Source organism: Gemmatimonadota bacterium, from assembly GCA_022560615.1.
GTDB lineage: Bacteria > Gemmatimonadota > Gemmatimonadetes > Longimicrobiales > Gaopeijiaceae > UBA1138.
This window is the reverse complement of record JADFSR010000015.1, coordinates 1-19627: the sequence shown is the minus strand read 5'-3', so window position 1 is coordinate 19627 and position 19627 is coordinate 1. Positions and strand designations below refer to the sequence as shown.

Sequence of the window (19627 nt, the reverse complement as noted above, 5' to 3'; positions counted from 1 at the left end):
TGTCGCGATGAGAAGGTCCACTCAGCCGCCTTGCAGCGCCCGGGCCTGGGCAGCGAAGAGCGTCTCGAGGCCCGACAGCGCGATGTCCATCAGCGCGTCGAGGTCACTGCGCAGGAAGGGGTCGCCCTCGGCGGTACCCTGGACCTCCACCAGTCCTCCGCTCTCGGTGCCCACCACGTTCATGTCGACCTGCGCGCCCGAGTCCTCCGGATAGTCGAGGTCGAGATACACTTCTCCGCCGACGATGCCGACGCTCACCGCTGCCACGCGCTCCCTGAGCGGGTTCCGGTCGACGAGCCCTTCGCTCAACATCCAATCCCCAGCCAACGAGAGCGCAACGCAGGCGCCGGTGATCGAGGCGGTTCGCGTGCCGCCGTCCGCCTGCAACACGTCGCAGTCGATGGTGACGGTATGGTGCCCGATCGCCTTCATGTCCGTCACGGATCGCAACGAGCGCCCGATCAGGCGCTGGATCTCCTGTGTGCGACCCTTCGGGCCGCTCCGCTCACGACGAGTCCGAGTGTGCGTTGCGCGGGGCAACATCGCGTACTCGGCGGTCACCCATCCGGCACCGCTGCCCTCGCGCCACCGGGGCACGCCCTCGACGACGGAGGCTGTACAGAGGACGCGCGTGGCGCCAGTAGCGATGATGCACGATCCCTCCGCATACGGTGAGACACCGGTCTCGATGGTGATCGGGCGGTTCTGGTCCGGCCGCCGACCACCGCTCCTCTTGCTCACGACGAGCCTCCTCGGATTCGGTCGAGCAATGCGGTGGTCGAATACCCTTCCACCAACGGGATGAGCTCCACCCGCCCCCCCGCAGCTTCCACCTCGTCGCGACCGACCACCGCTGCGAGCGCGTAGTCACCGCCCTTCACGAGCACATCGGGGAGCAGCTCGGCGATGAGCTCGCGGGGTGTGTCCTCGTCGAACAGGCACACGGCGTCGACCGAGTCGAGCGCGGCGACCACGACGGCGCGATCTCGCTCGCCTACGAACGGCCGGTCGTCACTCTTGGCCAAGCGGCGCTCCGACTTGCCTAGTCGGCGCGCCGAGTCGTCGGTATTCACCGCGACAACGAGTTGCCCCCCCAACGCCCGCGCAGCGGCCAGATAGGTCACGTGACCCGGATGCAACAGCTCGAAGCACCCGTTCGTGAACACGAGTGGCTTGTCGCGGGGTCGCCCGTAGCGGGCGATCAACTCCGCACGTGAGAGCACGTTTACCCAGCTCGGAGGCATGGTCAGAGGTAGAAGAGCAGGTACGCGACGAGCAGTATGGCCACCCACAGCACCATGCTGCCAGTCGGCCAGCTACGCGCGAGCGGTCCGACGGGACCGTGAGCTTTAGCTGCCACGTGCAGGACGGACGTAACGAGCTCGAGCACCGACGCTCGCACGTACGCGTCGATGCGCGCGACGACGCCTCCCACCGTGCGGACCAGCCAGGGGCCCAGCTTCCGGTACAGGATCTCGGCGTCGATGTGTACCGCGCGCTTCTCGTCGGGATAAACGCGGGTCTTCATCAGCGTGATGAAGCCGAGGGCACCGAAGCACAGAAGCTGGAGCTGGACCAGGACATGCGTCGTGTCGTACGGGTGGTACTCCATCTCCATGGGGAGCAGCGCGTAGAGCTGGCTCGGGAACATGCCGATCAGCACGCACAGCACGGCCCCGATCGACATCGCGACCAGCATGTTCTTCGGCGGCTCCTTGGCACGGATACCAGAGTCGTGCGCGAAGAACGAGAAGAACGGAATCTTGATGCCCGCGTGCTCGAGCACGCCCGCCGAAGCGAAGAGCATGAAAAGCCACACGATGTAGTGATGCTCCTCGATCGCGGCAACCATGATCATCGACTTCGTCACGAAGGCGCTGAAGAGCGGGAACGCGGAGATCGCCATAGCGCCCACGATGCACAGCGTCGCCGTGAACGGCATCGTCTTGTAGAGCCCGCCCAGATCGGTGCCCTTCGTCCGCCCGGTCATCGTCATGACGGCGCCGATCGACATGAAGAGCAGACCCTTGAAGATCACGTCCGCGAACGCGTGCGCGACCGCACCATTCACCGCCAGCGCCGTCCCGATGCCGATGCCCGCGACCATGAAGCCGATCTGGTTGATCATCGAGTAACCGAGCACACGGCGCAGGTCGTTCTCGAGCACCGCATAGAAGATCGGGAAGAACGTCATCGCGGTGCCGATGTAGATCAGCACGTCCTCGCCCACGAAGCTCCGCGCGAGGGCGTAGACCGCGACCTTCGTGGTGAACGCGCTCAGGAAGACCGCGCCGGTCGGCGTGCTCTCGGGGTACGACTCGGTAATCCAGTTGTGCGCCAGCGGGAAGCCTGCCTTGATGCCGAACGCGATCAGCAGGACCCACCCGGCCAGTCCAGAATCCGCGAGCCCGACGTGCCCGAACTCGATCGAGCCGGTGCGCTGCGCGAGCATGAGCGCTCCCGAGAGCAAAAGCACGCCGGAGACTACGTGGATGATCAGATACCGGAACCCGGTCGCGTACGATCGCTCGGAGTCCCGCGCCCAGATGAGGAAAACCGACGTCAGCGCAAGCAGCTCCCAAAAGACGAACAGCGTGATGAAGTCACCGGCGAAGACCGCGCCGAGCGCGCTGCCCGCGTACAGCATCGCGGAAACGTGCTGCAGGCCGGCCCTGTCTCCACCGGTCTGATCCTCCTCGGCGACGGCGCCCTCGACGTCGCCGTCGCCCAGGTGCAGCGCGTACAGGAATCCGAGGAAGGCGGCGAGGTGGAAGAGGTATCCGAAGAGCAGGCTCAGCTTGTCCGCCCGGAAGGGCGTCAGCGTGTACTCGCCCAGGAACTGGAACTGCAGGTGCACACCCGGCTCGACGCCGAACCAGAGGTTCAACCCGCCAAGGAGCGGGATCGCGAGCAGGAGGACCTTGCGGGGCAGTCCTTTCGTGAAGCCGATGGCCACCGCGCCGACAAAGAACGGTACGAATGGTGGGAGGCTACTCAGCATCGTCGCCCCCCTTGTGCTGGTCCCCGGCGTAGTAGTCCTCGGAGCGGATCAGCAGCTTCCGCATCTGCTTGGCGAGCAGCACCAGGAACCAGAACGATATGAAGCCGTAGACGGCGTAGAAGCCGAACGGACCTTCGTACGGGTGTGGGTGCTCGGTGGCCTTTCCGAATACGATTTCCGCGACGATGAGCACGCCGCAGATCACGTAGAACGCTCCGAAGAGCCGCTTCACGACATCCGGCTTATCCATCCAGCCGATCGGCTGCTTGGGCCCCTGGTCGGGGCGCTCGTGGCTCACTGAGCGCCTCCCGGCAGGACCATCGACATGAGCTCGTATGCCAGATCCGGGTAGGCGAACAGACCGATCGTCGCGGCCGCGGTCACGATCATCGCGATCAGCGATGCGGTGGGCGCTTCGCGGATCCCTTCCGGGTGGTGCGAGTCCTCGGGCGGCTTGAAGAAGAACGCCTTCACCGGCACTTCGAGCAGGTAGTAGAGCCCGAGTAGCGAGCTCACCATGAGCACGGCCAGCAAACCCACCTGCCCCGCCTCGAGCGTGCCCATGCCGAGGAACCACTTACTCCAGCTGCCGCCGCCCGGCGGCAGCCCGATAATCGAGAGAGCGCCGACGAAGAACGCACCGAAGGTGATCGGCATCGTGCGGCCGAGCCCGTGCATGCGGCTGATGTCCTTCTCGTGCGCGGCGACCAGGATCGCACCGGCCGCGAAGAAGAGCGTGATCTTGCCGAACGCGTGCATCGCGATGTGCATGCCGCCGCCGATGATGCCCCACCGATTCGCGAGCAGCGCACCGAGCACGATGTACGAGAGCTGGCTGATGGTCGAGTACGCGAGGCGGGCCTTGAGGTTGTCCTTCGTGAACGCGACCAGCGAACCGAGGATGATCGTCGCCGCCGCCGCCCACGCGAGCCACGCCGTCGCGGCGAGCGTGCCGAGCAGATCGATACCGAAGACGTAGACCGACACCTTGAGGATGGTGAAGACACCGGCCTTCACGACCGCGACCGCGTGCAGCAGCGCGGAGACGGGCGTCGGCGCGACCATCGCGGCCGGAAGCCAGCGATGGAACGGCATGACCGCGGCCTTGCCGACCCCGAAGACGAAGAGCACCAGGATCGCGCCCAGCACGCCCGCCGACGCGGTGCCCGCAAGGATGCCACCCTCCGTGAACTCGACCGTACCCGCGAGCTGCCAGGTCCAGATAATCGCCAGCAGTTGGAACGCGATCGACGTCGTGAGCAGGATGCCCAGGTACACCCGCCCGGCTTTGCGCGCCTCGTCGGTCTGGTGGTGCGTGACGAGCGGGAAGGTGCACAGCGTCAGGACCTCGTAAAACGCGAACAGCGTGAACAGGTTCGCGCTGAACGCGACTCCGATCGCAGCCGCGATCGCGATGGCGAAGAAGAAATAGAAGCGCGTCTGGTTCTCCTCGTGGTGCGCCCTCATGTAGCCAATCGAGTAAATCGTCGTCACGATCCAGAGGAATGAGGCGACGAGCGCAAAGAGCAGCCCCAGCGGCTCGACTTCGAACGCGAGCTGAACGCCCGGAACAACCTCGAGGATGTCGAGGCGCGGGCGGGCGCCCTCGCGCATGTAGGGCAGCAGACCCCGCACGAGCCAGAAGGTCAGGCCCCCCGTGATGAGCGTGGCGGCCTCTCGAACGTTCGGCCACTTGCCCAACGCGAGCGCCACCAATGCGCCCACGACAGGCAGCAGCACGCAGAGAGCGATCAGCATGCCGGGGTTCATGATCCGACCCCCAGAAGCAGCTCCGCGGCGCGCTTCGCAACGCCGGTGGTCGCGCTCGCGTCGATGCCGAACCAGAAGTTCGCGAGCACGAGCGTCCACGTCGGGATCAGCAAGGAGAGCGGCGCCTCCGTGATGCCCGCGTCGGGGTCCACGTCACGGAAGTATGCAACCTCGATGACCTTCCACACGTATACAACCGCCAGCAGCGATCCGACGAGCACCGCGACGGCGACCGGCCACAAGCCCTGCTCCAGCGCCGCCTGAATCAAGTACCACTTGCTGATGAAGCCGACCGTGAACGGAACGCCTATGATGCTGAGACCTCCGGCGACAAAGGCCGCCATCGTCCATGGCATCGCGCGTCCCAGGCCGTTCATGCACTCGATGCGTACCGAGCCCACGCGGTACATCACGCAACCCATCGCCATGAAGAGCGCACCCTTCATGAGCGCGTGGTTGAACAGGTGCAGAATGCCCGCCGTCAGGCCCAGAACCGACGCGAAGCTGATGCCGAGCACCATGTATCCGATCTGCGCGACGCTGGAGTACGCCAGCATCCGCTTCACGTTTTCCTGGTAGATCGCTACGAGCGACATGGTCAGGATCGCGACGAGCGCCAGCGGCATGAGGATCTTGTCGAGCTGCATCACGTCGAACGAAAACGCCGCGCCGAAGACCGTGAAGAAGAAGCGCAGGAGCAGGTATACCGCGACTTTCGTGGCCGTCGACGCGATGAACGCGGTCACCGCGGAGGGCGCGTATGTGTACGCATTCGGCAGCCACAGGTGTAGCGGGAAGAGCGCGAGCTTCAGCGTGATGCCGACGGTCAGGAACGTGAACGCCACCGGAATCGTGCGGTTCGGTTCGAGCTGCGGCAGAATCAGAGCGAGGTCTGCCATGTTCAGCGTCCCTGTCATCACATACATCAGCCCGATGCCGATCACGATGAAGGTCGCGCCGACGCTTCCCATGATCAGGTACTGAAACGATGCGGTGAGCGCGCGGCGATCCGGCCCGAGCGCGATGAGCGCATACGCGGACAGCGACGAAATCTCCAGGAAGACGAAGACGTTGAAGACGTCGCCGGTGATCGCGATGCCGAGCAGCCCGGTCATGCACAGGATGAACGCCGCATAGAAGAGCGGGATCCGGTCCTCGGACAGCTCACGCTCGATGCTCAGCCGGGCATAAGGCGTCACCACCGCGCCGATAAACGCGACGATCAACACCACCCAGGCACTCACCGGGTCGACGACGTATTCGATACCGTAGGGAGCCGCCCAGGCACCCAACGCGTAGTGGATGGGCCCGTCGGCCATGACCTGCGAGAGCAGAGCGAGCGCCGCGTACAGCGCCCACCACGCAGAGCCCAGCGCGATGGCCCACGAGATGCGGGGCCGGTTGACCAACGCTGCGAACGGCGCCGCGGCGAGCGGGATGACGACGAGCAGGACCGGGAGGTGATGACTCACAGCGCCGTGTCCTCGATCTCGTCTTCTTCGACGGTGCCGAACGCCTCGTTGATGCGCACCACCAGGCTGAGGCCGAGCGCGGACGTTGCCACGCCGACGACGATCGCCGTCAGGATGAGCACGTGCGGGAGGGGGTTCGAGTACACGACCTCTTGCTCACCGTGCACGAAGATCGGCGCGGTCCCGCCCGCGATCTTCCCCATCGAGATGTAGAGGATGAAGACCGATGTCTGGAAGATGTTCAGACCGATGATCTTCTTGACGAGGTTGCCGCACGCGATGAGCGTGTAAAACCCGACCATCATCAGAAAGATGACGACCCAGTAGTTGAAGAGTCCCAGCCCGATCACGTCTGGATTTTTCTGCGTCCGGCGAACGCGTAGAAGATCGCGACCATCGAGCCGAAGACCGTGATCAAGACGCCGAGCTCCACGAACAGGATGCCGAGGTGCTGGCCGTGTTCGGGGTCGTGCGCGAGCACGTTGTACGCGAGGAACTCGCCGCCGAGAGCCAACGTCAGGTAGCCGACCCCGGCATAGAGCAGCACCCCCGCCGCCGAGCAGGCGTAAACCGCCTTGGGCGGAAGAGCGCGCTTCGCGGTGCCGAGTCCGTAGACGAGCGCGTACAAGATGAAGCCCGCCGCGAAGATGATACCTGCCTGGAATCCACCGCCCGGCCCGTAGTCGCCGTGGAACTGCACATAGAGAGCGAAGAGAAGAATGAACGGGATCAGAATCTTGGCCCCGACCCGGAGGATCACCTGATCATCCATCGTCGGTCTCGATCTCAGGCGAATCCTCCTCGCGTGCGACGGTGGTCCAGCGCCCATTCACAAGAACGCGACGCGGGCCCGGCCCTCGGGCGAGCAGCAGGAGCACGCCGACCACCGCGGCGAAGATCACCGTCGTCTCGCCCAGCGTGTCGTAGCCCCTGTATGACGCGAGCACGGACGTCACGACGTTCGGAATCCCGATCTCGTGCTCCGACTCCTGCAAATAGTGAGGCGCGACGTGGTGGTGGATGGGGTTGGCGGGATCGCCGAACGGAGGCATGTCCAAGGTGCCATAGACGAGCACTCCACCGGTGACCGCGACGACCAGGAGCGGCAGGATGGGCCGGCGCTTCGGCTTGTGCTCCTCGTGACCCACGAGCGCGAGTGTGCCAAGCATGAGCACGGTCGAGATACCGGCGCCGACCGCAGCTTCGGTGAATGCGACGTCGACGGCGTCCATCACCACCAGGAGCCCGGCCGACAGCAGGCTGAAGATCCCCGCCATCATTACGGCGGCGAACAGGTTCTGCTGACGGATGATCGTCAGCGCGGTCACAGCCAGCAGTAGCAGCAGCGCGACGTCGACGAGCTCGACCATCAGTCCGCCGACTCCCTCGGCGTGCGGTACGGTTCCAAGCCGCCATGGAGCGCCGCACGCGCGACCGCATGTGTGGCGATCGGGCTCGTGAAGAGCAGGAACGCATATACGAACACGAGCCGGAACAGGACGAACCAATACTGCCCGTCCCCGTCCATGATCCCGCTTGCGGTCTGCAGGCACATTCCGAGGATGAGCAGGCCGGCACCCATGGTGTCCGTCATCCCGGCGGCGTGGAGACGTGTGTAGACGTCCGGCATGCGCAGGATGCCGACGGTCCCGACGAGCATGAAGAAGAGCCCGCCCACGATCGACAGCCAGCTCAGAACATCGAGCGCGATCTCCATCAGTCGGCCACCGCTTCGTCGCGGCGCTCGTGACCGAGATCTCCGTACTCGAAGAACTTCAGCACGGCGATCGTGCCGATGAAGTTGATGAGCGCGTATACGATCGCGAGGTCGAGGAACTCAGGGCGTTCAGTGAGGAAGCCGAGTGCCGCGATGAGCAGGACGGTCTTGGTACCAAACGTGTTGACCGCGAGCACACGGTCGTACATCGTCGGGCCGAGCAGCGCACGTACGATCGCGAGCGTCATGCTGATCAGGATCCCTGCCGTGGCCGCGACGAACATCTAGTTGGCGGGCTCTGGCGGGGAGCCCTGCTCGACCCAGGTCACGCGACGGTCCATCTCGTCTTCTTCGCGCCCGTCGACGTCCGCGTACGTGAGCGCGTGGATCTCGAAGTCCTGGCCGTCGCACCCCGTCGTGATCGTGCCGGGGGTCAGCGTGATGGAGTTCGCGTAAATGAAACGTCCGATATCCGTCTCTTGGCTCCCGTGGAAGACAACCCTGATCGGACTGATGGGAAGCTTGGGGTCGAGTATGATCTTCGCCACCGCCACGTTGGCTACGAAGATCTCCTTCATGAGCCAAGGGAGGTAGAGCCAGAAGCGTCCCCCCAACTGGAGGGGAACACCTTCCTGGTCGACGACGTCCATGCGCAACGCAAGATAGACGACGAGTGCCGAAGAGCCGACCCCGAAGCTGATGAGCAACGGCGTGTATTGGCCCGAGAGAAGCAGCCAGAAAACGACGAGAATTGCGCCTAGTCCGAAGGCTCGGAGCAATGTGTCTCCCAGGCAGTGATCCTCGTGGAGTCGGCGGCTGGCGGACCCTTATCCGGCAAGAACGACGGCCGAATCTACCAATTAGACTGAGCGCCGTCCACAATCTTTTGGACCAGCAGCTCGATGGCCTCCAAGCGCCCCACGTCCTCGGTCTCTGAAGCCTCCAGAAACTCGCCTTGGGCGACCAAAGCGCGGGACTCCCAGAGGATCACGTTCTCCACCAGATCGACGATTTCGACCGAGATGCCGATCGACACTTGGCGCTGGAGAACCTGCGCGGCCTGCCCCCGCTGGGCGGCCCGGTAGTTGGGCGCGATGACGTCGTAGCGCATGATCGTGCCCCGCACGACGGCATCCGCCACGTCCTCGCCGGCGGTTGTGATCCCCAGCGCCCGCGGCAAGTTGCGCAGCAGGTGGTCGTACAGCTCGCCCGCGATCTCAAAGCGATTCGTCTCATTGTCGAACGGCTGCACAGCTATGGTGCGGATATGGTCCGGCGGAAACGTACCGGCGCGAAACGAGTAGTGACACCCGGATATGACAAAGGCGAGCACCGCGCCCTGCCACCAAGTGAACCGCCGCGTGGTCATGAGCTCTACCGCCCCCGCTCGCCAACGGGGTCCCAGATGTCCGGTGGGTACGATTCCACGCGTTCGAGTCGATCGCGCGTCATCTTGAGCTCGCGGAACGCCACCAAGTTACGGTACGTCGCCTGGACAGGGTATCTGCTCTCAGCGTTCAGCTCGATCTCCACCCACTGAACCACGTGACCGCTCTCGAGCAGCTCCAGCCTCTTGAGCGATTCACCTTCGATGTGGTAGTGCAACTCCTTACCGTCCTCATAGCGGTACCGCAGTCGGAGCGCATCCCCCTCGAGCTCGTCTCCGCCGAGGAACTCCGCCCCGTAGTCGGGTCGGAAGACACCCAGCGTCCCCCAGAAAAGGTCGGGCGGCGGAAGGATCTGGCGCAATGACCCTGGAGGCACGTTCAGGGTGCCGCCCAGCAGCGCGGCCTTGAGGACCAGCTCCCCGTTGCCGAGAAAAAGGTCGACGCGTGCCTTGTACGGCGGCTCGATGCGAAGCACGCCCCGCCCCTTGACCCTGATACCGGCCTCGTTCAGCTCCCAGTCGAAGATGATGCGGACGGGACCGCTCACTCTCGTGTGATCTTCGAGCCTCAGCGCGGCCTGCTCCGCGTCGACAGCGGGTGCGATGATCACGACCTGGCGCGCCGCGCACGACGACACCGCGAGCGGTACCAGCGGGACGGTCAGGAGCACGCGCAGGGTTCTGTAGAACATCGCGAAGAGCGGCATGAGCAAAGCTAGTCGGGCTCAGATGCGTGTCCTACCCCTTCCAGCCTCGCCCTGTTCGCGAGTACTTTCGCAGGTGCCAAGAAACGACCCCACCCAGACCGTTCTCGTCGCCTCCGACGTGCATCTCGGCACCATCACCGACGAGCAGGAGAACGCCTTCGCCACTTGGCTCGACCAGGCGGCCGAAGTCGCTTCGTGGATCGTGCTGAACGGCGACATCTTCGACTTCTGGTTCGAGTACCGCTGGGGGACCAGCCGCGGCTACGATTCCACTTTGACGCAACTCCGGCGAATCGTCGATTCCGGCATGCGCGTGACGCTGATGGGCGGGAACCACGATTGGTGGGGCGGCACGTACCTGCGTGACGAGGTGGGCGTGGAGTTCCTGCAAGACCCCATCACCACGGACATGGCGGGGTTCCGCACGTTTCTCGCGCACGGAGACGGGCTCGGAAGGGGTGATCTGTCGTACCGCGCGCTCAGGCTGATCCTCCGGGGTCGGCTGACTCGCTTCGCCTTCGGCATGCTGCCCCGCCGCCTAGGCGACCGGATCGGCGCGGGGATCTCTAAGACCGAGGAGCGATGGACGCCGTCGGGACCCGCGGAACTCGAGAAGGCCGAAGCACTAAGGAAGTGGGCCCTCGCCGAGATGAGCAGACGCTCGGAGCTGGATCTCGTGTTGCTTGGGCATGCGCACGTGCCGGCGTGCGAGCGCGTCGGCGAGAACCGATGGTACGTGAACTCCGGAGACTGGGTGTACCACCGCAGCTATGTGATCCTGCGCGACGGCGACGATCCGAGACTCGTACAGTGGGAGACCGCGATCCTGTGACGACGTGCGCTTCCTCTCTGGTCCGGCGTGTCCCGGCCGTCCTCCTGTGCGCGCTCTCGTTCATGGTCGCATCCGGGCCCCTGTCCGGCCAGGAAGCCCCCGAAGCGAACGAGCCTGACTCCACGGCCCTCTTCATACCAGTGACGCCAGGCACGGCCTTCCTCCGGGCCGTGCTCGTGCCGGGTTGGGGGCACACCTCGATCGGTTCCCATACGCGCGCCGGCTTCTACTTCGCACTCGAGGCAACCACCGCGTACGGCCTTCTCCGCACCCGGAAACGCCTCAACGAGGTCGCTGCGAGAGCCGAGTTCCGGGAGAACGTCCTCCGGGAGGATCTCGCGGCCCAAGGCATCATCGACTTCGATGAGATCGAGTCCGCGCTGGACGCCGACGCGACGCTGGGGGAGCTGCACGACCTGGAGGAGTCCCGCCGCCAACAGCGGGAAGATTGGGCCGCCCTCGGCATTTTCCTGCTCCTGCTGAGCGGCGCCGACGCGTACGTCTCCGCCCACCTCCAGGATTTCCCCGCACCCATCGAGATTCAGGCGGCCCCGGCGGGGAACGGCCGCGTCGAAGTGGGATTTCGCATCAAGGTGGGTCGCTAGAAGGCCGGCAGGAGCGTGACAGCACCCTGGCGGGAACGTGTGGGAATCGAACCCACCTACCCGGGTTCTAGCCGGGCCGCACGGTTTTGAAGACCGCCGAAGACACCAGTCTCCCTCCGCCCCCCCTTCAGGGTGGTCGCCAGCCGTGTGACGCACTGGCGACGGGGCCGGACGATAGGGGCTAGCGCTGCCGCGGCCAAGGGCGCGCGCGCGCGCGCGCCCCGGGTACTCGCTTGCGGGTGGGGCGGCCCCCCGTGCTTCTACCGCGGGCTTCTAGCTCCTACCACGGGCTGCTAGCCCCCGCTCGCCGGCCGGTGAAATACCGCGATCATGAGCTGCCGGCCGGCCGGGAAATTTTGGCCGCGCAGCGGCAAGCGAGCGGCAGCCTCGAGAAGAAACGAGGGCGTGATCTGGTAGTTGACCGTCGGCTGCAGATACACGATCTCGCGCTCGTCGTTGCTCACCCTCACGCCTTGAACGGAGCCGTTCGAGCCGAAGATCGCGTCGAGCACGATCTTTCCACCGAGTGGCCCCACCAGCGTGCCCCCGAGCTCCGCCAGGAACGTGAACTCGTCACCCGGATCCCGCGTAGTCTCCGTGTTCATCGCTCGCCAGCGGCGCCCCATCCAAAGGACTCCGTAGGCGGGAATCGGCCAGAAGCTCACGCCCGCCTCCAACCACGCTTCGTAGTCCCACTGCCCCTCACCGACTGGAATCACCTCAGCGTCGATCGGGAAGTCCACGACCGGGACCTTCGTCGTGAAACGGCCCGAGACCTGAACGCTCCCGCCACGAAGTCCAAAGAGATTGTAGCGAGCCGAGAGACGCACGTCGCCGATGCCGGAGCTGTGTCGCTCGTCCGCGTCGTCGTCGAAGTTGAGGTCGAAGTACGGCACCTGGAGCCACAGGTCCAGGCGATCCGTGACGCCCACCAGAGCATCGACAAAGAGCGCGCTCGATCGACTCTCCGCGTTCGAGTTCAGAAACGGCCGCTTCTCGCCGCTCGCCCGGAACTGCTCCGTGGTCGAGTGGTGGAAGACGGAGATCTTGGTCCAGTAGTTCCCCCGCCCAGCCGGCCACTGTGCCGCCAAGGGCGAAGAAAACACCGCCGCGGCAACCAGCGCTGCCGCGGCAGCGCGAACTGGGGCATCGAGGCTCACCGGAGGAAGGTATCCCCATCGGGCTGGAAGTGTCGCCAAGCGAACCAGAAGAGCACGTAGGCGTCCGCGCGCGCGCTCAGACGCTCACCGGCCATGGGTCCAGCGATCGCCGACCCGTCGACGGTCCACGTGGAGCCGGTCTGCTCGTCGAGCCAGGTGCCGTCTTCGGCGGCGCTGAAGGTCAGAGTCTGGCCGCCGACTCGCGCGTCGAAGGCGAGAGCGGTCTCGCCGTCCCGTGACTCGTAGAAGACAACGGTCGGTACGCCCCCGACCAACTCGTTGACCACGGAGGTTTCTCCCAGCTCGAAGAGTTCGCCGAACGGATAGCCACGCCCGCCCTCACCGATTCGGATAGCGAGCACCCGCTCCTTGATGGGGCGCGAAGTGTCCACGCCGCCCATCGGGAAGAGTAGGTCGTTGCTCGTGATCTGGTCGTAGGAGCCATACGGGTACGCGCGATAGTTTCGCCCGAAGCCCGTATTGCCACCGACGACCTTCGTGTCCGGATACAGCCCCTTCCAGCGTCCCCAGCTCATCTCCTGAACGGACCGCAGGCCGATCGACTCACCACGGAAGTTCGAGCACTTTCCTTCGACGGAGAGCTGCGGTCCGTACACGCCGCCAGTGATGCGGTCGAAGAGCACGAGGTTATTCGCGAACAGCAACCCGGACACGCCGAGGTCGAGGCGATTCCCATCGACGAAGGGATCGAAGACGAGCCCCGAGCCGGTGAGCGGGCAGAAGGTGGCAGAGATCCAGGTGTCCCCGATGCGGTCGTTTACGATCTCGTGATGCCAGAGGATGTTGTGCGGATACGCGCGAGCCTCGCCGTTGACCACGACGCCCAGCACGCGATCGAAGTCGAAGAGATACTGCGCCTCTGAATCGTTGGGCGAGACCATTTCCGGCAGCGTCAATGCGGGAATCGCGTCCGGCGGCAGGCTCGAAAACAGAAGATTCGGATCGAGCGAACAGATCGGATTCCCGTCCGAGTCGGCCAACGGCGATTTGTCCCCACAACCAGCGGTCGCGATTGCGGTAGAAAGCACGACCATGAGCCCAAGTACGCGTGTCTTCATCGTCCCCCACCTGCCATGTGTGTCTGCACCTGCCGACCTAAGCCGGTCGGGCCTCTGTGGGTTTCCCGGTGGCCCTGAGTGCCTCAGACGCTTTCGCGGTCGGCCTGCCACGCCACGGTCAGCTCATCGAAGGCTTCGACCAGCGCGGTTCGTTGTTCGATTAGCCGGTCACGCCCGCGGCGGTGCCTCATCGCGCGCAAGAACACGCGAATGTCTTGGCGAACATGGGCCTGTCGCTCCAGCCACGCGATCGCAGCAAGGCCCGCCACGGGAAGCGCGGCTGTGACCGCGACCGCAGTGCCGAGCCCCCACTGGAACCACGTCGCCAGGGCCAAGAGTCCCCACCACAGCGGAAACACGAGGATGGCCGTCCCGAGCTTGTAGGTGGCGACCTGATCGAGCTTGGCCCCAAACTTCGGCGCGACGTGGCGCGTCAGCACGAACGGGAGACCCCAGATGGCCACCCCCAGTAGCGCCACAGGCAGCACCAACGTGAGCATGAAGAGCTGGCGCGCCGAGTATCGGAGCACGATTCCGAACCGGTAGGTGGGCGGCACATCCCCGTCGCTCGCGCCCAGTAGGGTGAGCAACCGCAGGTAGCGCCGGACCGCTTGGCGCAGCTCGGTCAGTCGCTCGGGGTCGGTGGCCCTCAGCCAGCGGACCCCGCTGGCGAACGCCCGCAGACGCGGTAGCCGGTCGGCCATGCGTTCTCTCTCGCGCCAGCGCACCAGTTTCTTCTGGCGTGCGTACAGCCGCTCCGCGACCTCGACCAGCTCGCCGTCGTCCGGGTGATCGAAGTTCAACGTGAGCGACTCGAGTCCGGTCCGGATCCTGTCCGTCAGTTCGCGCACGGCCGCCCGGTCGTCCTCTTCGTACCGAGACCGGAGATCCGAGATCGAGAACGGCTCACCGAAGGCGGCTACGACCCGGCCCCGGAAGAGATGCTTGCGAGTGTACGTGAGCCCAACGGGCTGGATGCGCACTCCGAGCGCCCAGTCGCAGCGCTCCTCGGCCTGGAGGGCGATGCGAGCGGCGCCGGTCCGGATCGGCGTGAGCGAGGGCTCGGAGTGGCTTCGTCCCTCTGGATAGATCTGCACCGCCTCACCGGCCTGGAGAGCGCCGATCGCGGCATCGAAGGTGCGCTCATTCAGGTGCATCAAGGCGGGGTCGTCTTGACGCCGATACACGGGCAAGCCACCGAGCCCGCGAAGGAGGGTTCCAGTGAGGGCCTGATCGAAGAGCGGGGCCTTGGCGAGAGGCCTCGAGGGGCGCCCGCCGGTGCGGAAGATCACCAGCGGATCGACGAGAGCATTGGGGTGGTTCGCCGTGACGAGCACTGGGCCGTCCACGAGCGGGGGCCCCGTCCGCTCCACGTCGTAGAAGACCGAGACGGCCCAACCGACCAGCTTCGTGATGACCCGTGGCAGAAGCAACCGTACTCCCCCTTGGAAGTCTCTCCGCAACCGGGTGCGAACATGGGTTCCGAAGCGGGCCCCGGGAAAGGCTCTCGGCTGTCATCCCCATCCCCTCGTCGGTAGTTTTCCCGCCGGATTGACCGCACATGACAGACGTGAAGACTACAGACTCCATCGCGAGGGACCGCGCCGCGAGATATGCGGCGACCACGGGTTCGGTGAGCCCGGTAGACCTACGCGAAGGAACACGGAACCCGGGAATGCCGTTGGAGCTGGACTGGATCCGGGAGATTCGCGTGAATCGGAGTGCTGTCGAACGTCGCGCGGCAACGTTAGGCACGCGCCGGAGCGTGAAGAAGGAGTGGCAGGCGGCGTGGTTGCTCAAAGCGATCACGTTGATCGACCTGACGACGCTCGCGGGTGACGACACGCCCGGTCGTGTACGCAGACTCTGCGCGAAAGCGCGACAGCCGGTGCGCCGCGATCTGCTTCAGGCGCTTGGCATGGGCGACGACTCGGTGCGCACGGGCGCGGTGTGTGTCTACCACGCGATGGTCCCGACCGCCGTCGAGGCGCTCGCCGGAAGTGACATCCCGGTGGCCGCCGTATCGACCGGCTTCCCGCACGGGCTGAACCCACTCCCGCAGCGTATCGCGGAGATCGAGGCGTCCGTGGCGGCCGGAGCGAAGGAGATCGACATCGTCGTGACCCGAGGGCACGTGCTCACCGGGAACTGGCAAGCGCTGTACGACGAAGTACGTGCCTTCCGGGACGCGTGTGGCGACGCCCACATCAAGACCATCCTCGCGACCGGCGAGCTCGCGATGCTCCGCAACGTGCAAAAGGCGAGCCTCGTCTGCATGATGGCGGGGGCGGACTTCGTGAAGACGTCCACCGGAAAGGAGAGCGTGAACGCCACGCTGCCCGTGGGCCTGACGATGGCGCGCGCGGTACGCGCCTACGCTGAGCGCACCGGGTACGCGATCGGCTTCAAGCCCGCTGGTGGAATCAGAACCGCCAAGGATGCGCTCACCTGGCTGATCCTGATGAAGGAAGAGCTCGGCACCGGGTGGATGCAGCCCAACCTGTTCCGGTTTGGCGTCTCGTCGCTGCTGGCGGACATCGAACGGCAGCTCGAACATCACGTAACCGGACGCTACTCCGCGCTCCATCGGCATCCGCTGGCATGAGCAAGGTCTCCGAAGTCTTCGAGACGCTCGAATACGGTCCGGCTCCGGAGAACGCCCAGTTCGTCAACGAGTGGCTCGAGAAGCACGATCGTGCCTTCGGGCACTTCATCGGGGGCAGCTGGACCGACGCTTCGGCAGGCGTGTCGTTCGAGACCGCGAATCCGGCGACCGCCGAACCGATCGCTCGGGTCAGCCAGGGTACCGTCGAGCACGTCCGAGCGGCTGTGGCCGCCGCCCGCGCCGCTCAGCCGGGTTGGTGGGACCTCGGGTCCCACGGGCGTGCGCGCTACCTGTACGCGATCGCCCGCAGGATCCAGAAGCACGCCCGGCTCCTGGCCGTGCTCGAGAGCATGGACAATGGGAAGCCGATCCGGGAGTCCCGTGACCTCGATATTCCGCTGGTCGCACGGCACTTCTACCACCACGCCGGGTGGGCGCAGTTGATGGAGGATGAACTCCCCGACTACGAACCCCTAGGCGTCATCGGTCAGATCATCCCTTGGAACTTCCCGCTGCTGATGCTCGCCTGGAAGATCGCGCCCGCGCTCGCGACCGGTAACACTCTGGTGCTCAAGCCGGCGGAGTTCACGCCGCTCACGGCACTGCTCTTCGCCGAGCTGTGCCAGGAGGTGGGGTTACCCACCGGCGTCGTGAACATCGTCACCGGCGACGGGAAAACCGGCGCCGCTCTGGTCGATCACCCCGACGTAGACAAGATCGCCTTCACCGGTTCGACCGACGTGGGGCGTATCATCCGGAAGGCAACCGCTGGAAGCGGGAAGCGGCTATCGCTGGAGCTGGGTGGCAAGTCCCCGTTCCTGGTGTTCGAAGACGCCGATCTCGACTCGGTCGTGGAAGGCGTCGTCGACGCGATCTGGTTCAATCAGGGCCAGGTATGCTGCGCTGGTTCACGCATCCTCGTCCAGGAGGGTGTGGCCGAGACGCTGGAGCGGAAGCTGCGCGCACGCATGGAGACCCTACGCATGGGCGACCCACTCGACAAAGCCGTCGACATGGGGGCGATCGTGGCCCCCGTGCAACTCGAGAGAATCGAGAGCCTCGTCGAGCAGGGTCGCTCAGAGGGTGCAGAAGTGTGGCAGCCCTCGTGGAGTGCTCCCCGTGACGGCTGGTTCTATCCCCCGACGCTGTGCACGAACGTGGCGCCGTCCGGCACACTGGCGCAGATCGAGGTGTTCGGCCCCGTCGTTGTGATGATGACGTTCCGGACGCCCTCGGAAGCCGTCGCGCTCGCGAACGACAGCCGTTACGGGCTCGCGGCGTCGATCTGGTCCGAGAACATCAACCTCGCGCTCGATGTCGCGCCGAAGATCAAGGCCGGAACGGTATGGGTGAACTGCACGAACCTCTTCGATGCGGCCTCCGGCTTCGGTGGCTACCGAGAGAGCGGCTACGGCCGAGAAGGGGGTGAGGAAGGGCTCCTGGACTACGTGCGGCCCGCGTGGGAGCACCGAGCCCCGCTCGAACAGGAACCCGTCCCGCACGACGGGGTCGCGCAGGCGCCAACGGACGGCACCCCGGCCATCGACCGCACCGCAAAGTTGTACATCGGTGGCAAGCAAACCCGGCCAAACGGGAACTACAGCTTGCCTGTGTACGCGGCGGACGGCTCCCCGCTGGGCGAGGTTGGCCGAGGCAACCGCAAAGACGTGCGGAACGCGGTGGAGGCAGCACGTAAGGCGCAGGCCGGATGGGCCGCCCGGTCCGCACACAATCGAGCGCAGGTTCTCTACTACTTTGCGGAGAACCTCGAGGCGCGCCGCGACGAACTGACCGCACGGTTGGCGGCGCTCTCCGGAGACGCCGAGGGCGCGCGCGCGGAATTCAAAGCCACGATCGACAGGATCTTCACGTACGCTGCGTGGGCGGACAAGTGGGAGGGCCGGGTACACCACACCCCCTTCCGCAACGTCACGCTCGCGATGAAAGAACCGATCGGGGTCATGGGCGCGGTATGTCCGCAGGCGCACCCCCTGCTCGGTTTCGTTTCGTGTATCGCGCCGCTCATCGCTGTTGGAAACGCGGTCGTAGTGGTTCCATCAGAGGTCGGTCCGCTACTCGCGACCGACCTGTATCAGATCCTGGACACTTCGGACGTGCCGGGCGGTGTGGTGAACATCGTGACAGGTTTGAGGTCCGAGGTCGTGCCGACGCTCGCGAGCCACGACGACGTGGACGGCATCTGGCACTTCGGAACCGCCGAAGATGCTCGCGCCCTCGAGAGCGCATCGACCGGAAACATGAAGCGCACGTGGGTCGGCTACGGACGGGCGCGGGACTGGTTCGATCGCCGGCAGGGGCAAGGGCAGGAGTTCCTGCGCGAGGCGACCCAAGTCAAGAACATCTGGGTGCCGTACGGGGAGTAGCGCCCAGTGCCGTCCGGCCTAGTTCATCAGGATCATGAGGCTCGCCACGATCCAGATGAACATCAGGCCGCTGAGGAGCCACACCTCGGCTAGGGAAGCGCGCTGGGGTCCCCTCTCACCGTGGAACCACGCCACTACCGCCGTGGCAGGAAGCCCCACGACGAAGAAGACGAGGGCTAAGGGGAAAGCGATTCTGGGGATGTAGCCGTTGCTGGTCAGACCCTCGGCTGTCCCGATGAGGATCGCCCCTGCAGCCACGAATGCGCCCACGAAACCAGGGACATTGCGCTTCCTCATCTCCGCGAAGAGACCTCTGACTGTCTCTGTGTCCACCGTCTCCACCACCGCTGTTGAGCCGGACTCCGCCGGCGTCGCCGAGACGAGCTCGTGCGCCACGTCCGTCGCGGTGGGCCTGTGCGTGGGCTTGTCGGCGAGGCACCGGTAGATGAGCTCCTCGAGCCCGGTGTCTACGTCGCCCCTCAGCTCCGAGATGCGCGTCCGGTTGCTCCACAGCCTGGCAGCTGTGGGGTGGTCGACCCCCAAGCTTCCCGGACGCGCCGTGAGCAGCTCGTATCCCAGCATGCCCAGCGCGTAGACGTCACTCTCCTCCGTCACCGGCTGCCCGGCGGGCTCGCCAGCCCATACTGCGGTCGCCGCCAGAACGGCCACTCCGCACAACGCAAACGCCATTGCTCTACGCATCCGATCCTCCGATGAGAAAAGGGACGATGTAGCCAAGATAAATCCGGTAGATGCCCGTAAACTGGGTATAAAGACAGGAGACAAAATTAAGTTGATATCTTCTACAGGAGAGTTGACCTGCACGGCAAAACTATGGGAAGGTGTCCGCCCGGGAACAGTGGCAAAATGCTACGGTCAGGGGCATTGGGCTTATGGAAGGGTAGCGG

23 protein-coding genes and 1 tRNA gene are annotated in these 19627 nt (G+C 65.2%); 5 read left to right on the top strand and 19 right to left on the bottom strand.

Annotated elements, in window-relative coordinates; translation table 11 throughout:
- Positions 1 to 21: 21 nt before the first annotated feature.
- The 14 genes from rph to IIB36_10175 form a co-directional block, all read right to left on the bottom strand.
- Positions 22 to 741 carry a ribonuclease PH gene (gene rph / locus IIB36_10240; protein MCH7532118.1) on the bottom strand — a complete coding sequence of 240 codons (720 nt, stop codon included), beginning with the start codon at positions 739 to 741 and terminating at the stop codon, positions 22 to 24.
- Positions 738 to 1244, bottom strand: coding sequence for an adenylyltransferase/cytidyltransferase family protein (locus IIB36_10235; GenBank protein ID MCH7532117.1), 507 nt, complete (start codon positions 1242 to 1244; stop codon positions 738 to 740). The genes rph and IIB36_10235 overlap by 4 nt, the downstream gene beginning before the upstream one ends.
- Before the next feature lie 2 nt (positions 1245 to 1246).
- Positions 1247 to 3001 carry a Na(+)/H(+) antiporter subunit D gene (locus tag IIB36_10230; protein ID MCH7532116.1) on the bottom strand — a complete coding sequence of 585 codons (1755 nt, stop codon included), beginning with the start codon at positions 2999 to 3001 and terminating at the stop codon, positions 1247 to 1249.
- The gene (locus IIB36_10225; protein MCH7532115.1) at positions 2991 to 3251 is read right to left on the bottom strand and encodes a hypothetical protein; all 261 of its coding nucleotides are present in this window, start codon (positions 3249 to 3251) and stop codon (positions 2991 to 2993) included. Before IIB36_10225 ends, IIB36_10230 begins: the two co-directional genes overlap by 11 nt.
- Before the next feature lie 44 nt (positions 3252 to 3295).
- Positions 3296 to 4771, bottom strand: coding sequence for a monovalent cation/H+ antiporter subunit D family protein (locus tag IIB36_10220; protein MCH7532114.1), 1476 nt, complete (start codon positions 4769 to 4771; stop codon positions 3296 to 3298).
- A complete protein-coding gene (locus tag IIB36_10215; protein MCH7532113.1) occupies positions 4768 to 6243 on the bottom strand; it encodes a monovalent cation/H+ antiporter subunit D family protein in 1476 nt (491 codons plus the stop codon). Before IIB36_10215 ends, IIB36_10220 begins: the two co-directional genes overlap by 4 nt.
- Entirely contained in the window at positions 6240 to 6590 is a 351-nt protein-coding gene (locus IIB36_10210; protein MCH7532112.1) for a cation:proton antiporter subunit C, read from the bottom strand. Before IIB36_10210 ends, IIB36_10215 begins: the two co-directional genes overlap by 4 nt.
- Entirely contained in the window at positions 6590 to 7015 is a 426-nt protein-coding gene (locus IIB36_10205) for a Na(+)/H(+) antiporter subunit B (protein MCH7532111.1), read from the bottom strand. Before IIB36_10205 ends, IIB36_10210 begins: the two co-directional genes overlap by 1 nt.
- On the bottom strand, positions 7008 to 7613 hold the full coding sequence (locus IIB36_10200) for a DUF4040 domain-containing protein (GenBank protein MCH7532110.1): 606 nt from the start codon (positions 7611 to 7613) through the stop codon (positions 7008 to 7010). The genes IIB36_10205 and IIB36_10200 overlap by 8 nt, the downstream gene beginning before the upstream one ends.
- Positions 7613 to 7960, bottom strand: a complete 348-nt coding sequence (locus IIB36_10195; GenBank protein MCH7532109.1) for a monovalent cation/H(+) antiporter subunit G — start codon at positions 7958 to 7960, stop codon at positions 7613 to 7615. Before IIB36_10195 ends, IIB36_10200 begins: the two co-directional genes overlap by 1 nt.
- Positions 7960 to 8244, bottom strand: coding sequence for a pH regulation protein F (locus tag IIB36_10190; protein MCH7532108.1), 285 nt, complete (start codon positions 8242 to 8244; stop codon positions 7960 to 7962). The genes IIB36_10195 and IIB36_10190 overlap by 1 nt, the downstream gene beginning before the upstream one ends.
- The gene (locus IIB36_10185; GenBank protein MCH7532107.1) at positions 8245 to 8739 is read right to left on the bottom strand and encodes a Na+/H+ antiporter subunit E; all 495 of its coding nucleotides are present in this window, start codon (positions 8737 to 8739) and stop codon (positions 8245 to 8247) included.
- Positions 8740 to 8813: 74 nt separating this feature from the next.
- Positions 8814 to 9329 carry a hypothetical protein gene (locus IIB36_10180; protein ID MCH7532106.1) on the bottom strand — a complete coding sequence of 172 codons (516 nt, stop codon included), beginning with the start codon at positions 9327 to 9329 and terminating at the stop codon, positions 8814 to 8816.
- A 5-nt stretch (positions 9330 to 9334) separates the two neighbouring features.
- Entirely contained in the window at positions 9335 to 10054 is a 720-nt protein-coding gene (locus IIB36_10175; protein ID MCH7532105.1) for a hypothetical protein, read from the bottom strand.
- Positions 10055 to 10127: 73 nt separating this feature from the next.
- Between IIB36_10175 and IIB36_10170 the strand changes: the two genes are divergently transcribed.
- On the top strand, positions 10128 to 10886 hold the full coding sequence (locus tag IIB36_10170) for a UDP-2,3-diacylglucosamine diphosphatase (GenBank protein MCH7532104.1): 759 nt from the start codon (positions 10128 to 10130) through the stop codon (positions 10884 to 10886).
- Entirely contained in the window at positions 10883 to 11491 is a 609-nt protein-coding gene (locus tag IIB36_10165) for a hypothetical protein (GenBank protein MCH7532103.1), read from the top strand. Before IIB36_10170 ends, IIB36_10165 begins: the two co-directional genes overlap by 4 nt.
- Before the next feature lie 27 nt (positions 11492 to 11518).
- On the opposite strand, the gene IIB36_10160 is transcribed toward IIB36_10165, so the two are convergent.
- The 4 genes from IIB36_10160 to IIB36_10145 form a co-directional block, all read right to left on the bottom strand.
- Positions 11519 to 11615, bottom strand: a tRNA-Sec gene (locus IIB36_10160).
- Positions 11616 to 11784: 169 nt separating this feature from the next.
- Complete coding sequence (locus IIB36_10155; GenBank protein MCH7532102.1) at positions 11785 to 12651, bottom strand: transporter; 867 nt, start codon at positions 12649 to 12651, stop codon at positions 11785 to 11787.
- Positions 12648 to 13730, bottom strand: a complete 1083-nt coding sequence (locus IIB36_10150) for a DUF3179 domain-containing protein (protein MCH7532101.1) — start codon at positions 13728 to 13730, stop codon at positions 12648 to 12650. The genes IIB36_10155 and IIB36_10150 overlap by 4 nt, the downstream gene beginning before the upstream one ends.
- An 83-nt stretch (positions 13731 to 13813) precedes the next feature.
- A complete protein-coding gene (locus IIB36_10145; GenBank protein MCH7532100.1) occupies positions 13814 to 15163 on the bottom strand; it encodes a 1-acyl-sn-glycerol-3-phosphate acyltransferase in 1350 nt (449 codons plus the stop codon).
- 128 nt (positions 15164 to 15291) lie between these two features.
- Here IIB36_10145 and deoC point away from each other — a divergent pair, with 128 nt between their 5' ends.
- Together deoC and IIB36_10135 are read left to right on the top strand one after the other, a co-directional pair.
- Positions 15292 to 16335, top strand: coding sequence for a deoxyribose-phosphate aldolase (gene deoC / locus IIB36_10140; GenBank protein ID MCH7532099.1), 1044 nt, complete (start codon positions 15292 to 15294; stop codon positions 16333 to 16335).
- Entirely contained in the window at positions 16332 to 18719 is a 2388-nt protein-coding gene (locus IIB36_10135; protein MCH7532098.1) for an aldehyde dehydrogenase family protein, read from the top strand. The genes deoC and IIB36_10135 overlap by 4 nt, the downstream gene beginning before the upstream one ends.
- An 18-nt stretch (positions 18720 to 18737) precedes the next feature.
- Here IIB36_10135 and IIB36_10130 read toward each other — a convergent pair whose 3' ends face one another.
- On the bottom strand, positions 18738 to 19421 hold the full coding sequence (locus IIB36_10130) for a protein kinase (GenBank protein MCH7532097.1): 684 nt from the start codon (positions 19419 to 19421) through the stop codon (positions 18738 to 18740).
- On the opposite strand from IIB36_10130, the gene IIB36_10125 reads away from it, so the two are divergent.
- Positions 19408 to 19627: hypothetical protein (locus IIB36_10125; GenBank protein MCH7532096.1), on the top strand; the 220-nt coding region annotated here is incomplete at its 3' end. The genes IIB36_10130 and IIB36_10125 overlap by 14 nt on opposite strands.

Excerpts from the sequence above, each read along its gene's own strand:
- IIB36_10235 (MCH7532117.1), bottom strand. The coding sequence starts at position 1,244 with ATGCCTCCGAGCTGGGTAAACGTGCTCTCACGTGCGGAGTTGATCGCC.
- IIB36_10230 (MCH7532116.1), bottom strand. The coding sequence starts at position 3,001 with ATGCTGAGTAGCCTCCCACCATTCGTACCGTTCTTTGTCGGCGCGGTG.
- IIB36_10225 (MCH7532115.1), bottom strand. The coding sequence starts at position 3,251 with ATGGATAAGCCGGATGTCGTGAAGCGGCTCTTCGGAGCGTTCTACGTG.
- IIB36_10220 (MCH7532114.1), bottom strand. The coding sequence starts at position 4,771 with ATGAACCCCGGCATGCTGATCGCTCTCTGCGTGCTGCTGCCTGTCGTG.
- IIB36_10205 (MCH7532111.1), bottom strand. The coding sequence starts at position 7,015 with ATGGATGATCAGGTGATCCTCCGGGTCGGGGCCAAGATTCTGATCCCG.
- IIB36_10200 (MCH7532110.1), bottom strand. The coding sequence starts at position 7,613 with ATGGTCGAGCTCGTCGACGTCGCGCTGCTGCTACTGCTGGCTGTGACC.
- IIB36_10195 (MCH7532109.1), bottom strand. The coding sequence starts at position 7,960 with ATGGAGATCGCGCTCGATGTTCTGAGCTGGCTGTCGATCGTGGGCGGG.
- IIB36_10190 (MCH7532108.1), bottom strand. The coding sequence starts at position 8,244 with ATGTTCGTCGCGGCCACGGCAGGGATCCTGATCAGCATGACGCTCGCG.
- IIB36_10180 (MCH7532106.1), bottom strand. The coding sequence starts at position 9,329 with ATGACCACGCGGCGGTTCACTTGGTGGCAGGGCGCGGTGCTCGCCTTT.
- IIB36_10175 (MCH7532105.1), bottom strand. The coding sequence starts at position 10,054 with ATGCCGCTCTTCGCGATGTTCTACAGAACCCTGCGCGTGCTCCTGACC.
- IIB36_10150 (MCH7532101.1), bottom strand. The coding sequence starts at position 13,730 with ATGAAGACACGCGTACTTGGGCTCATGGTCGTGCTTTCTACCGCAATC.
- deoC (MCH7532099.1), top strand. The coding sequence starts at position 15,292 with ATGACAGACGTGAAGACTACAGACTCCATCGCGAGGGACCGCGCCGCG.
- IIB36_10135 (MCH7532098.1), top strand. The coding sequence starts at position 16,332 with ATGAGCAAGGTCTCCGAAGTCTTCGAGACGCTCGAATACGGTCCGGCT.
- IIB36_10130 (MCH7532097.1), bottom strand. The coding sequence starts at position 19,421 with ATGCGTAGAGCAATGGCGTTTGCGTTGTGCGGAGTGGCCGTTCTGGCG.